Below are 13,382 nucleotides of genomic sequence, written 5' to 3'. Positions count from 1 at the left end.
CACCAACGAACGCGAACTACAAAGTTCGCGCTACTGCTTATTAGCTGCCTCAGCGCGACAGCCTTTCCAGCTGTTGCTTTTCGCGGTCGCTCAGGCTATCGAGCCCCTTTTTGTTGATTTTATCCAGCAGATAATCCAGGTCGTCTTCGCGCCGTTTCTGCTGAATTTTATAGCGGTCGTCCACCGTTTGGTAGGCGGGCTCGGACGAAAAGAAGTTGCCCAGAATCAAACCTTCCGGCTTCTTGAAAAGCAGGTAGAAAAAGCCCAGCGCCGGCACCAGAATGGCGGCCAGGGCCACGTAATTAGTACGCAGTAGCTCGGGCCGCATGGCCACTACTGTGAGCAAACCCACCAGCCCGCCGGCCAGGTGGGCATCGTGTCCGATGTTGTCGCGCCGCGTGGTAATGCCGACGGCCGACACCACCACGTAAAGCATCCCGTAGAGCCAACCCGGCATGATGATGCCCAGCAGCCCCAGGCTCATGCCGGGATAAAGCGCGATGCTGGCAAACACCAGCCCGCTGATAGCGCCCGACGCGCCCACGGCCAAATAATCGGAGTCATTACGGTGCAGGAACAGCGAGAATAAGTTGCCGCCCACCAAGCTCACGACGTAGATAAGCAAGAAGTTGCCGAAGCCTACCACGTACTCGACGCTGCTGAAGTAGTAGAACGTGAGCGCATTGAGCAGCAAATGCCACCAGCCCGTGTGCAGAAACCCCGACGTGAAAAGCCGGTAGTACTGCCGCCCGTAGCGAATATCGCTGACCCGGAACAGATAGCGTTCGAAGTAGTCGGGGTTTTTGAAGCCTTGGTAAGAAGCGAAAAACGTGGCGAGCAGAATGAGCAGGCCAACGATACCAAAATCAGGCATGAGCAGAAAAGTGGCGGGCGAAAAGCGAGGCAGGAAGCTATTGAAACTGCTGGCAGCTAGTGGCTACTGGCAGAATAGCCACGCAAGGTAGGGGGGAGGCTGGCCGTTTGCAAGCGGGCGGCCCCACTTCAGCGGCTGGTGGCGGGGCGCTGGCCAGCCGCCCGGCTTCGTACAGGTTCACGTTGCGGCCACCAGTCACCGCCATGACAGCGGGGCAGTAGCCCGTATGCCCGGTAAATTCTGAGAACCAAGTGATTGTCGGTAATGCGGTCGAGATGGCGCCACTGGGCGATGGGAGCTGCTGCGTTACTTGGTTCGGCAAGGTGGGAGTCTATGTATTTATAAAATCATATTTGATTGCTATTCATTACGTGCCTTTTATTCTCGTAGTGTGACTGATAAAATACAGAATATCAAAGATGTGTATGAAAATTTGCTAGCTTTATTAGTAAGTATGCGGCTGCGGATATTACTTATTTCCAGTGTTAGTCAGAGGGTATTAAAAGGTTTACATACAAAGGTATTTTATAGGTGACTTGGGCGGGCCGGTTGCCATGTGGTTGCCTTATGTATTAGGGCATAGCTGCTTTTGCGGCCAACGGAGGAGAAAAAAAACGGTTTGGCGAGTAGCATAATAGGAATATGAAAAAGCAGGAAAAGTGATTTTCATATAAATTTTCATAGTTTATATTATCTTAATTTGCTTCTAAGGACGAGCTTTTAATAGTTTTGTACCGCATTAACACTTTCACCCCTCTTTCACCCAACCGCTTATGAATCTAGCTAAACTCAAAGCTAGTGCCGGGTTATTACTATCCGCACTGGCATTCTCATTTACCTTGCAAAGCTGCGCCAAAAAGGAGGCAGACTTGCCCAGCCCCGTAATGGAGGCAACGGAGCAGGCGGATTTTACGTCGCTGCAAGGTGGCACGACTCCGCTGGACTGCTCGCAGTCAGCGTGCCTGATTGCCGGTGGGCGCACCAACGTCGGTACGGTCAACACGGAGCTGGATGGCAAGGGCAACTTGCTGATTACCTACACCTCCCGCGTTCGCATCGAAGAAGTACATGCCGATGTATTCAGCACGCTCAACGCCTTCAGCGCAGCGGGCAAGATGTTCTGTGGCATTCCTCTTCCCAATCGGTTTGCCTATGAGCAGTCGTCCTGCCGCAGCGTATATACCTACACCCTTACCGTGCCGGCATCGGTTGTAAGCTGCCTGCCGACCAACTTCAACGTGGTGGCATATGCCGAGCTTTGCAACGGCCAGAAAGCCTGGGGCGGTTCCTGCACGCCGAACCAGAACTGCGGTAGCAATGGTGGCCCGGGCGACTTTCCGGGGTTAGGCTATGCCACCTACTTTAGCTTCGAGAAGAAGCAGTGCTCGCAAGGCGTTTCGTTTACGTACGCCTGGGAAGACCTCATCAACCAGTACAACGACCTGGATTACAACGACCTGGTGATTCAGTCGAAAGTGCTTTATACGAACAATGCGAGCACCAAAAAGCTGGACCTGACTTTCATCGCTCAGGCCCGCGGCGCGTCATTTGACCACAAGTTCAAGTTCCGGATTCCTAAGACGGGCGTATCTTCGGTAGTAGGCGCGGCGGCCGTTGAGGACCGCGATGGCTACTACTACGTGACGGTGTTTGAAAGCACCAAAACGGCGCTACCCGGCACCGCCAACCACGTAACCGCCAACACGGTAGCTACCGAGCCCTACCGGACGCCGGTTGCGAAGTCGGTAACGTTGGTGCTCAACAACTCTTACGCTTACAACAGCGCCAAGCCCTACGAGCCGTTCATTACCGTGTACTCGTCGGGCAATGTTGCCGACCCCACGCCTCCCGTCTACGACCTGTACGTGAAGGGCATTACCAACCGCGCGGGCATGGACACGTTTGTGTACCCCGCCGATGGCAAAACCTACCCCAACGGTATCATGATTCCGGCCGACTGGCGGTGGCCCTCGGAGATGCAAATCATTTCCGGCCCTTACCCGACCAGCCTGAGCACTTTCTTCGCGCCCAACTGGTTCAGCAACAAGGCTACTAACTACTTGTCGCTGACCTACTCGCCCGGTAATATCCAAGTTCAATAATCCGGTGTAGGCTAGCCCGGCCGCAGTAACCCGGCGAACAGCCCACGCAAACCCTGATGGCACCCCAGCAGCCCGCCCGGCTGCCGGGGTGCCATTACTGTTAAAACTCTACCGTGGCCGGCTGAACCTCGGGCCCCCTTACCGGGTTTAAGTCCGTGATGACACACGACGCTATTCGCACCCTGGGCCAACTGCGCGCCAGTGGCTACAAACCCCGCTCCGTGAAAGAGGAACTGCGGGATAATCTCATCTCTAAACTTCGTACTAAACAGGACGTGTTTCCGGGCATTTTTGGCTACGAGGAAACCGTGATACCCGAGTTGCAACGCGCCATCCTGGCCGGGCACCACATCAATTTGCTGGGCTTGCGCGGGCAGGCCAAAACCCGCATCGCGCGCCTGCTCATCAATTTGCTCGATGAGTACGTGCCGGTGGTGGAGGGCTCGGAGCTGAACGACGACCCGATGCAGCCGCTGTCGGTATTTGCCCGCAACCTCATTGCCGAAAAAGGCGACGACACGCCCGTAGCCTGGTGGCCCCGCCTCGACCGCTACACCGAAAAGCTGGCCACGCCCGATGTGAGTGTGGCTGACCTCATCGGCGACGCCGACCCCATCAAGGCCGCCACGCTCAAGCTGCCGTACTCGGACGAGCGCGTGATTCACTTTGGCCTGATACCCAGGGCGCACCGTGGTATTTTCGTTATCAACGAGCTGCCCGACTTGCAGGCCCGCATTCAGGTGTCGCTGTTCAACATCTTGCAGGAAGGCGACATTCAGATTCGCGGCTTCAAGGTGCGGCTGCCGCTCGATATTCAGTTCGTGTTCACGGCCAACCCCGAGGACTACACCAACCGCGGCAGCATCGTGACGCCCCTCAAGGACCGCATCGACGCCCAGATTATCACGCACTACCCCAAGTCGATAGAAATCGGCAAGCGCATTACCAAGCAGGAAGCCCGCATCAAAGAGGAGCAAAAAGGCCTGGTAACCAGCAATGAAATCATCCACGACCTAGTGGAGCAGGTAGCCATTGAGGCGCGCGGCTCCGAGTTTGTGGATGCCAAGTCGGGCGTGTCGGCCCGCCTCACCATCTCGGCCTACGAGCAGGTGATAGCCGGGGCCGAGCGCCGCGCCCTTATCAACGGCGAGAAGCGCACCTACGTGCGCGTGGCCGACTTCATTTCGGCCGTGCCCGCCATTACGGGCAAGGTAGAATTGGTGTACGAAGGCGAGCAGGAAGGCGCGGGCATCGTGGCCGAGAAGCTGATGGGCAAAGCCATCCGCACGCTGTTCCTGAACTACTTCCCCGACCCCGACAAAGCCAAGAAGCTCAAGAACCGCCCCTCGCCCTATAAAACGGTGCAGGAGTGGTTTGGCAACGGCAACACGCTCGACATCCTGCACGACGCCCACGTGAACGACTACCGCGCCGCCCTCGACAAAGTACCCGGCCTGCGCGATATCGTGACCGAACTACACCCCAAGGAAGACGCCGACACCACGTATTTCCTCATGGAGTTTCTGCTGCACGGCCTCGCCGAGCACTCGCTCATCTCGCGCAACCGCCTCACCGCCGGCGCGCAGTTCAAAGACCTGCTCTCGTCGATGTTCACCATGCCGAGCTTCGGCGACGATGACGACGAGGACGAAGAAGAGCAAAAGCCCCGCCGCCGCCGCTAAGCCGTAGTGTGGATTTTTAGTCCGCGAGTAAACAGTAAAAAGCCCCGCGTACCGAAAGGTGCGCAGGGCTTTTCATTTTATTGGCAAGCTAAAGCTTACCCTACAGGCTATTCGTCCTTCACCACAATCTTGGTAATCTCGTCATTACCGCGAATCTGGTCGATTACGTCCTCGCCTTCCACTACCTTGCCGAATACCGTGTGCACGCGGTCGAGGTGGGCGGTGTTATCGCGGCTGTGCACGATAAAAAACTGCGAGCCGCCGGTGTCTTTGCCAGCGTGGGCCATGCTGAGCGCGCCGCGCTCGTGGTACTGGTGGCCGCCGCTGGTTTCGCACTTGATTTTGTAGCCGGGTCCGCCGGTGCCGGGCGCGCCCTTGGCGCCGGGCTTGGTGTTGGGGTCGCCGCCCTGAATCACGAAATTCGGGATGACGCGGTGAAACTTGGTGCTGTCGTAGAAGCCTTTCTCGGCCAGGTCGAGGAAGTTTTTAACGGTGTTGGGGGCGTCTTGCTCGTAAAACTCAACTTTCATCACGCCCTTGGGGGTGTGGATTTCGGCAGTTTTCATGGGGTGGGGTGTTAAGGAGGCCAGCTACTGCGCTGGCCCGGCAAAGGTAGAAAACAGCGCCCCGGCGCGCGGGTTTGAAAAACCTTGCCCGCCGCCTTGTGCGTAAGGGGCAAACAACTTGCGGCCGACCTTATTTATAGGCCACGTTTACTTACCCAAAACCCCTTTTATGACCAACCTATTTCGCCACCTGCCCGCCACGGCGCTGGCTGTCCTGCTACTGACTGCCTGCGGCGGCACAGACCAAAAAGAAACTCCCACCGCCGAAGAAGCCGCCGCCGCCAAAGCCGTGGCCGACTCGGCCGCCATGCCCACCGACTCGGTGCGGATGGCCAAGCCCGGCGGGGTAATGGTGGATGGCGTAGCCATGACCGCCGACAAAGACATCGTAGACAACGCTATGCAGGCCAAGAGCGTGAGTACGCTGGTGAGCCTAGTAAAAGACGCCGGCCTAGTTGAAACCCTGAAAGGCGCGGGCCCCTACACCGTATTCGCGCCCACCAACGCGGCTTTCGACAAACTGCCCAAAGCCGCCCTGGCCGCCCTCACCGACGAGGCTAGCAAGGCTAAGCTTAAAGGCGTGCTGACGTACCACGTCATTCCGGGCCGATTGCTGGCCGTGGATATCAAGGATGGCCAGGAAATCACGACCGTAAACGGCGAGAAGCTGCACTTCACCGTGAAAGATGGTAAGGTGATGGTGAGCAACGGCAAAGACGCCCCTGCCACGGTGCAGATTGCCGACGTTATCTCGAAAAACGGCGTAACGCACGTGATTGACACGGTGGTACTGCCGACGGCCAAGTAGAGTTATGAGGTTTAAGTTCTGAGTTTTGAGTTAGCCAGATAATAACTCAAAACTCAGAACTTAAACCTCATAACTCTTTAAAGTCCCGCGTCTTCCGACACGCGCTTGGCGAAGCTGGCCCAGTCTACGTCGGGCTCGCCGAGGGCCACGGTGGCGGTGAGGCGGTCGCGGATGAGGTTGGCGAAGGGCATGGGCACTTCGTTTTTGTAAGCCTCCTGTACTACCAGGTTCATATCCTTGCGGATGATGGCGGGCGGCGCGCCCACCGGCTGGTAGTGCTGCTCGGCAATGAGCTTGCCGTAGCTTTTGTAAATGGGGTTGTTGAAGAGGGTAGCGGTGAGCATTTCGTAAAAGCCCACGCGGTCTAGCCCGCACTTTTCGGCCAGCGTCAGGGCTTCGGCCATGCCTTCTATTACGGTGCCCAGCAGGAAGTTGCCGCAGAGCTTGGCCACGCTGGCCGCGCCGGGGTCATTGCCAAACTCGTGGGTGCTCTGGCCGATGGCGGCCTGCGCGGCCTTGAGGCGCTCGCGGGCCTCGGCGGGGCCCGACGAGCCTATCCAGAGCTTGCCGGCCGCCGCCACATCAGGCTTGCCGAATACCGGCGAGGCTACCAGAAAGGTGCCGTGGGCGCGGTGCGCTTCGGCCAGGCGGCGGTTGGTGTCGGGGGCCACGGTGCTGCACGAGGCGTGGATGGCGCCGGGCTTCAGGGCCTTGAGGAAGCCGTCGTGCCCGGTGGTGAGTTCTTCGAGGGCCTTGTCGTCGGTCAGCATCGTAAATACGATGTCGGCGTCGCGCACGGCATCGGCGGGGGTGGCGGCCACGGTAGCGCCCTGCTGGCGCAGGGGTTCCGCTTTTTCGGCGGTGCGGTTGTAGACGGTGAGTGGGAAGCCGGCTTTGAGCAAATTGGCGGCCATGGCGGCGCCCATGCTGCCGAGGCCCAGAAAGGCGATTTTATCAGCCATAGGGGAGAAAAAAGAAATATTTCCCCCCGCTGTACGCAGAAGTCAGGGCGTAGGGCTGGGCTCGGCGGTGGCCGGGGTGGGGCTGGCCGGGGCCGGCTCGGTGGTAGTCGCGGGCACGGTGGGCGCGGGGCTTTCGGTAGCAGCGGGGGTAGCCTCTGGGGTGGGCGAGTCGGAGGGGGGAGCTTCCTTCGTTTCCGTCTCTGTGGTAGCCGGTTCGGGCTCGGCAGAGGTTTGGATGGGCGTTGGGTTGTGAGTAGTGAGGGTATCGATGGCGGCGGCCTGCATCCGGGCCAGGCTATCAGCCTGCTCGTCTTGGGTAGTAGGCTGATTTTCTTCCGAGTACTCGTCGGCTGCATCGGGCAGCGCCCGTTGAGCCACCGTGGCGGCCGGGCGCGGCGCGGGCTGCTGGGCCCAGCGCACTACGCCCCAGGTGCCTGCCCCCACGCCCGCCAGCCCCAGCACTACCAGCCCCCAGCGCTCGGCCTGCCTTAGCCGCCGAAACGACCATCGCGGCGCGGTGGCCGGCCGGGGCTTTTTTGCAGTTGCCGGCACGGGCGCGGCAAGCGCGCCGGGCGGGCGGGCACTAACAGGTAGCGCCGAAACGGCCGCCGTGGTTGCCAGCGTGCCCGGCCCGGCGTGCAACCGCCCAATCAATTGCCCCAGCTGCTGAATGCGGGCATCCAGCTCCGCGTTGCGGGTAGCCAGCTCGGCGCGGGCCGTGCGCAGCGATTCTTCAATAGCCTCTTTGGCGCGCTGCTCGGCCGCGCGCTCGGTGGGCGAGGGGCCGGCCTGCGCTAGCTGCTGCCGCAGCAGCGCCAGCTCCTGGGTGCGGGCGGCTTCGCGGGCGGCGGCTTCCTGGCGCTGCTGGTGCAGCTCGGCTTGCAGCTCCTGGCGCAGCTGCTGGAGGCGGGCCTGCTCTTGCTGGTCGCGCAGGTGCTGGTCGGCGGGCGGCGGGGCACCGTAGGGCGGGTCGGCGGGGATGTCTTCGGCCCCGAGCCAGCGCCAGAGCTGCCGCAGCTTCTGCTCCAGGAAATCAGTCGGGCTACCAAACAAGCCTTCGGTTAAGCTTCGGCTTTCGGCAATGCCATTATGATGAGCAATATACGGCTCGCTGGCCAGCCACTCGCCCCAGTCCAGCAATTCATCGGCATCGAGAGCCGGCCCGGCCGCCAGCTGCTGCCGCAGGCGCGCGGGTAGCTGCGCGGCTTCGCCAAGCAACTGAAAATCGTGCGCAGCGCGGTGCAATTGTGCCTCCACCGCCGGCCCGAAGGTGAGCGGAGCCTCAAACAGTGCAAAGCCCGCGCATGGCGGCAGCTTATCCTCCGGCAGCCCCAGATGCTCGCCCAGCCAAGCCACTGCTACTGGCAGCTGCTGCTGATACTGCGCAAACGGATTGTCGCTGCCCGCCCGGCCCGGCAGCGGCTGCCCGTCGAGCAGCCAGGGGCCGGCCGTTAGCGTCGGTATCGTGAGCTGCCCGGCTTGCAGCACGAATACGCCGAGCGCCAGGCCGGTAGGCCGCACTACGAGTACATCCGCCTGAACCGGCGAAAACGCCCCCAGGTTGCCTAGCAGCACGGTGGCCGGCGCGTCGGCCTCGGCTTCCAGCGCGGCCCGCACGGCCTCAAACTGCCGCTGGCGGCCGGCATCAGCGAAGGGCACGGGAAGGACGCTGACGAGCATGGCAGGGGAGTTGAGAGTTTTGAGTTGAGGCGTAATGATACGGACGTGCGAGTAAAGCGCCTCAACTCAAAACTCAGCACTCAAAACTCCTAACTAAATTAATGCCGGTTGTCTTCGTCGGCCAGCATACTCAGGTAGCTTTCGTAGCGGGGCACGGCCAGCTTGCCTTGGTCTACGGCCTCGATTACGGCGCAGCCGGGCTCGTGCACGTGGCGGCAGTTGTGGTAGCGGCATTGGTTGAGCAGGGCGCGCATCTCGGGGAAGTAGCCGGCGAGCTCGGCGGCGGGCACGTCCACGAGGCCCAATTCTTTGATGCCGGGCGTGTCGATGATGTACGTGCCGGGCACTACTTCCAGCATTTCGGCGAAGGTGGTAGTATGCTTGCCTTTGTCGGAAAATTCGCTGATTTCGGCCGTTTTCAGGTCGAGGTCGGGCACCAGCTCGTTGATGAGCGTGCTCTTGCCCACGCCCGAGTGGCCCGAGAGCAGCGATACTTTATTGGGCAGCAAAGCGGCCACGGCCGCCACGTTGTCGCCGGTTTCGGCCGAGCACAGCACGCTGGGGTAGCCCACGCTGGCGTACATGCCGGCTACCTGGCGCTGGTAGTCGAGCGTGTCTTCGTCGTAAAGGTCTGACTTGTTGAACACGAGCAGCGCTGGAATGTGGTACGCCTCGGCCGTGACCAGGAAGCGGTCGATAAACCCGAACGAGGTAGCCGGCGACACCAGCGTAACCACCAGCAGCGCCTGGTCGAGGTTGGCGGCCACGATGTGAGCGTGCTCGCTCTTGTGCACCGAGCGCCGGATGATGTAGTTGCGGCGCGGCGCGATGGTGTGAATCACGCCCGCGCCCTCCGACTGCTCGGGCAGGTCAAACGCCACGCCGTCGCCCACGGCCAGCGGGTTGCTCACTTTCAGGCCCTTATTCTTGAATTTGCCGCGCAGGCGGCAGCGGTAGAGCCCGCCCGTGGCCGGGTCGCGCACCACGTACCACGAGCCGGTAGATTTGACGACAACTCCGTTCATTTAACAGTTATCATTTAACATTTAACAACCGAAAAGCTGGCTGCGGCAAACGATAATGTTGCCAAGTAAGATACAAAATAGCAAGCTGTTAAATGTTAATTGATAATTGTTAAATGACTTAAAATGCGCCCCGTAGCCCCTGCGTGCGTGTGCACGTAGTCGAGGCTGACATCCTGCACTTTGAGGCGGGCGTCCTCGTTGTAATACAGCCGGTCGAAGGCTGCTTCCAGCTCCTGGGCCGAGTGCGCGGGGAAGGCGCAGCCCAGCGCCACCAGCGCCACAGCCTCCTGAAACTTCGCGTAGCGCGGCCCAAAAAAGACGGGTAGCCCGAAAGCCGCCGCCTCCAGCGTATTGTGCAGGCCGGCCCCAAACGCCCCGCCGATGTAGGCAAAGCGCCCAAAGCGGTAAAGCTGGCTCAGCAGCCCCACGTTATCAATTAGCAGCAGCCGCGCCTCGGCCACGGTGGCGGGCGTGGCCCGCGAGTAGCGCACGGTGAGTCCCGGCATGGCGGCCTCTACCTCAAGCAGATGCGCCTCCGATACCTCGTGCGGAGCCACGATGAAGCGCATGGCGCGGGCGTGCTTGCGCAGCAGCGGGGCCAGGGCGGGCAGGTCTTCGGGCCAGGTGCTGCCGGCTACCAGCACGGGCGCGCCGTCGGCCACGAAAGCCTCAACCAGCGGCAGCGGGCGCGGCGCGGCCAGCGCCGTAGCGGCCACCGTATCGAAGCGTGTATCGCCGGCCACGCTCACGCGGGTGAGGCCGATGCCGCGTAGCAGCTCGGCCGACTCCTCATTCTGCGTAAAAATGTGCTGGAGCTGGGCCAGAATTTTCCGAAAAAAGCCGCCCCAAGGCTTGAAAAACACCTGGCCCGGCCGGAAAATAGCCGCCACTACCACCGCCGGAATGCCGCGCTCGCGCAACTCTCGCAGGTAGTAGTACCAGAATTCGTACTTCACGAACACCGCCAGCCGGGGCTGCACCGTCGCTACAAAAGCTTGAGCATTAACGGCCAAATCGAGCGGCAGGTAAAACACGTAGTCGGCCCCCGCCCAGTTTTTGCGCACCTCGTAGCCCGAGGGCGAGAAAAATGTGAGCACAATCTTGTGCCCCGGGTACTGCTCGCGCAGCCCCCCGATGAGCGGCCGGCCCTGCTCAAACTCGCCCAGCGAGGCGCAGTGCACCCACAGGCGCGGCGCGGCCTCGGCGGCCAGCGCCTGCGCGATGCGCGGCAACAGGCCCCGGCGGCCGGCCACCCAGGCGGCGGCTTTGGGGTTGAAGGGCGCTACTAGCCGCAGCAGCAGCGCATAAAGGGCCAGGCCCAGCGAATACAGAAAGCGCAAAAACAAAACCGCGCCCGGCATCAGGCCGGGCGCGGCTGCAAAATTACGGGGTGTAGCGTAAGCTTTAGCTTGCGAGCGAGCGTAGCGAGCAGCTACGTAAGCGAACGTTGGAGAGCGCGGCTGCTCGCTGCGCTCGCTCGCAAGCTAAAGCTTACGCTACAGGTTCACGCTTCCGCTTCCCAGTTGGCGGGGCAGGTTTCGCCGTGCTCCTCGTAGTGCTGCAAGGCATCGACCATGCGTAGGGCGTCGGAGATGCGGCGGCCCAGAAAACGGTCGTTGATGAGCTGGTGGCGCACGATGCCATCGCGGTCGATGAGAAACAGGCCCCGGTAGGCCTGCGGCGTGCCGATAAACGTCATTTCGCCGCCCTCAGTGTAGTCGTAGTGCCCGGCCAGCACGTCATAGTTGGCCGCGATGGTGTGCGACGTATCGGCCACCAGCGGGTAGGTAACGCCCTCCACGCCACCTTGGTCGCGCGGGGTGCGCAGCCAGGCTTTGTGCGTCTGGTGCGAGTCGGTGCTGCACCCGATGACGGCCACGCCCCGGCGCTCAAACTCGGGCAGCATTTCCTGGAAAGCGTAGAGCTCGGTAGGGCAGAGGCCCGAAAAATCGGCCGGGTAAAAGAAAAACAGCACGTAGCGCTTGCCTAGGTAGCGGTCGAGCGAAAACTCTTCTTCGACCTGCTGGCCCACAACGGCGAATGCTTTAAAGGAAGGGGCGCGCTTGCCCACGAGAACGGCCATGAGGAGAGAAAATGTGATTGTAGAGAATGCGCCTGCTTACTCCAAATTTGCGCGGCCGGTTGCTTGCGGCTGGCAATGCGCGTGCGCTGCTGGCAAATGGTACCGTCTCTTATATGTCTTAATGGCTAAAAAGTGCCTGTCATTGCGAGCGCAGCGAAGCAATCGCACCTGTTCGGCTTGCTCGCCGGGCACCGTTTGGGCGGCTGTCATTGCGAGCGTAGCGAAGCAATGACAGCCGCCCAACAACCAGCTTATTACTGCTATGAAACAACTAATTTTCACCGACGCCGCGCGGGCGTTGCAGCTCACCGTCAGCCCCGTAGCCAGTGCGGCTACGGTGGCCCTGCTTCAGCAAACCACCTACGGCACCCACGGCCCGCAGTACCGCCACACCGGGCAGGCCGAAAAGGTAGCGCGCATCACGGGGCCGCACTTCTTTGAGCTGTGGAAGGGAGAGGAGCTGGCCGGTACCTATTGCCTGTCGAGGCGGCTGGTGCCCACGCCGACGGGCCCGGTGCCCGGCTACTACGGGCGCTACCTGGCCGTGGCCGCCGCGCACCAGGGCCACGGCTACGGCCACCTGCTCAAGCAGGAAGCCGTGCGCTACATCGAGCGCACGCAGGCCGGCCCGCACCTGTTTTATTCCTACGTGGAAGGGGCCAACGCCCGCTCGCTCCAGATTGCGGCGCAGGCGGGCTTTCACGCGCTGGCGCAGTTGGAGGCGCTGGCTTTCGGGCGGTTATACCCGAAGCTTGACCCGCGTTTCGGCCAATTGCCCGCCGCTGAGCAGCCCGCCATGCGGGCGTGGCTGGCAGCCGCCTACCAAGGTCATGCGCTGGTGCAGCTCGACCACCTGTTTGACGAAGGAAACTACTTCGTGCTGCGCGAAAACGGCGAAATTATCGCCGGTGTGCAGGCCAACCCCGTGCGCTGGCGCATCGTAGCCATGCCCGGCATCAGCGGCAAGTTCATGCTGCGCGTGCTGCCGCACGTGCCCGTGCTCAAGCGGCTCATCAACCCCGCCCGCCACGAGTTTGCCGCGCTTGAAGCGCTCTACGTGCTGCCCGGCCGCGAGCCCGCCCTGCTGGCGCTGCTCGAAAGCGTGCTGGCGCACTTCGGCTACACCTCGGCGCTGGTGATGCTCGATACCACTTCGCCGCTGCACGGCTACCTGAAAAACAGCGGGAAGCTGGGCTTGCTGCAAGCCTTGAAACAGCCCACGTACAGCCAGGTGCTGGTGAAGCTCAATGGCTTGGCGCAAGCGCCCGCGCCGCCTCTCTACGCCTCGGCGTTCGATTATACGTAGGGCCACCAGTAGCTTGGGCTTTGTAGTTCGAGCGCGAACGTAGCTCGCATCTACGGCCGTAAACGGCTGGTTACGTATTCCCGCGAGCTACCCAAGCGCCGGGTGCGAGTAGCGCTCGGACTCGCAAAACCCAGGTTGCGGCCTAGCCCCAGCGGGGCGACCCGTCGGTGGCAATCGGGGAGCACTGCCTGTCCAAAGCCCCGTAGGGGCGACCCAACAAGTGAAAGGGTCGCCCCTACGGGGCTTTGGTTCTTTGTTGGTGACTGGTTACTACCGACGGGTCGCCCCGCTGGG

At 61.3% G+C, this 13,382-nt stretch carries 11 protein-coding genes; 4 read left to right on the top strand and 7 right to left on the bottom strand.

The genetic code is table 11. The features are described from left to right. Nucleotides 1-49: 49 nt before the first annotated feature. Entirely contained in the window at nt 50-874 is an 825-nt protein-coding gene (locus VFO93_RS10060; RefSeq protein ID WP_325134239.1) for a rhomboid family intramembrane serine protease, read from the bottom strand. Nucleotides 875-1,647: 773 nt separating this feature from the next. Here VFO93_RS10060 and VFO93_RS10055 point away from each other — a divergent pair. Beyond that, nucleotides 1,648-2,976 carry an LruC domain-containing protein gene (locus tag VFO93_RS10055; RefSeq protein WP_325134238.1) on the top strand — a complete coding sequence of 443 codons (1,329 nt, stop codon included), beginning with the start codon at nt 1,648-1,650 and terminating at the stop codon, nt 2,974-2,976. 158 nt (nt 2,977-3,134) lie between these two features. Then, entirely contained in the window at nt 3,135-4,658 is a 1,524-nt protein-coding gene (locus VFO93_RS10050) for a sigma 54-interacting transcriptional regulator (RefSeq protein WP_325134237.1), read from the top strand. Between the two features lie 107 nt (nt 4,659-4,765). Here the strand turns inward: VFO93_RS10050 and VFO93_RS10045 are convergent, their stop codons facing one another. Next, nucleotides 4,766-5,224 (bottom strand): peptidylprolyl isomerase, encoded by a 459-nt coding sequence (locus tag VFO93_RS10045; protein WP_325134236.1) that lies wholly within the window; start codon nt 5,222-5,224, stop codon nt 4,766-4,768. 169 nt (nt 5,225-5,393) lie between these two features. On the opposite strand from VFO93_RS10045, the gene VFO93_RS10040 reads away from it, so the two are divergent. Next, the gene (locus VFO93_RS10040) at nt 5,394-6,032 is read left to right on the top strand and encodes a fasciclin domain-containing protein (protein ID WP_325134235.1); all 639 of its coding nucleotides are present in this window, start codon (nt 5,394-5,396) and stop codon (nt 6,030-6,032) included. Between the two features lie 77 nt (nt 6,033-6,109). On the opposite strand, the gene VFO93_RS10035 is transcribed toward VFO93_RS10040, so the two are convergent. The 5 genes from VFO93_RS10035 to VFO93_RS10015 all read right to left on the bottom strand — a co-directional run bounded on the left by VFO93_RS10035 (nt 6,110) and on the right by VFO93_RS10015 (nt 11,782). Further along, entirely contained in the window at nt 6,110-6,994 is an 885-nt protein-coding gene (locus VFO93_RS10035) for an NAD(P)-dependent oxidoreductase (protein ID WP_325134234.1), read from the bottom strand. Nucleotides 6,995-7,036: 42 nt separating this feature from the next. After that, the gene (locus VFO93_RS10030; RefSeq protein ID WP_325134233.1) at nt 7,037-8,674 is read right to left on the bottom strand and encodes a hypothetical protein; all 1,638 of its coding nucleotides are present in this window, start codon (nt 8,672-8,674) and stop codon (nt 7,037-7,039) included. A 98-nt stretch (nt 8,675-8,772) separates the two neighbouring features. After that, entirely contained in the window at nt 8,773-9,699 is a 927-nt protein-coding gene (rsgA, locus tag VFO93_RS10025; RefSeq protein WP_325134232.1) for a ribosome small subunit-dependent GTPase A, read from the bottom strand. A 95-nt stretch (nt 9,700-9,794) separates the two neighbouring features. Beyond that, complete coding sequence (locus VFO93_RS10020) at nt 9,795-11,039, bottom strand: 3-deoxy-D-manno-octulosonic acid transferase (protein WP_325134231.1); 1,245 nt, start codon at nt 11,037-11,039, stop codon at nt 9,795-9,797. A gap of 164 nt (nt 11,040-11,203) precedes the next feature. Beyond that, a complete protein-coding gene (locus tag VFO93_RS10015) occupies nt 11,204-11,782 on the bottom strand; it encodes a peroxiredoxin (RefSeq protein WP_325134230.1) in 579 nt (192 codons plus the stop codon). A 262-nt stretch (nt 11,783-12,044) separates the two neighbouring features. On the opposite strand from VFO93_RS10015, the gene VFO93_RS10010 reads away from it, so the two are divergent. Next, the gene (locus VFO93_RS10010) at nt 12,045-13,088 is read left to right on the top strand and encodes a GNAT family N-acetyltransferase (protein ID WP_325134229.1); all 1,044 of its coding nucleotides are present in this window, start codon (nt 12,045-12,047) and stop codon (nt 13,086-13,088) included. Nucleotides 13,089-13,382 lie beyond the last annotated feature (294 nt).

The sequence above is a fragment of the Hymenobacter sp. genome, assembly GCF_035709525.1.
Taxonomy (GTDB): domain Bacteria; phylum Bacteroidota; class Bacteroidia; order Cytophagales; family Hymenobacteraceae; genus Hymenobacter.
The sequence above is the reverse complement of the archived record's forward strand: the minus strand, read 5'-3'. Positions and strand labels throughout refer to the sequence as shown.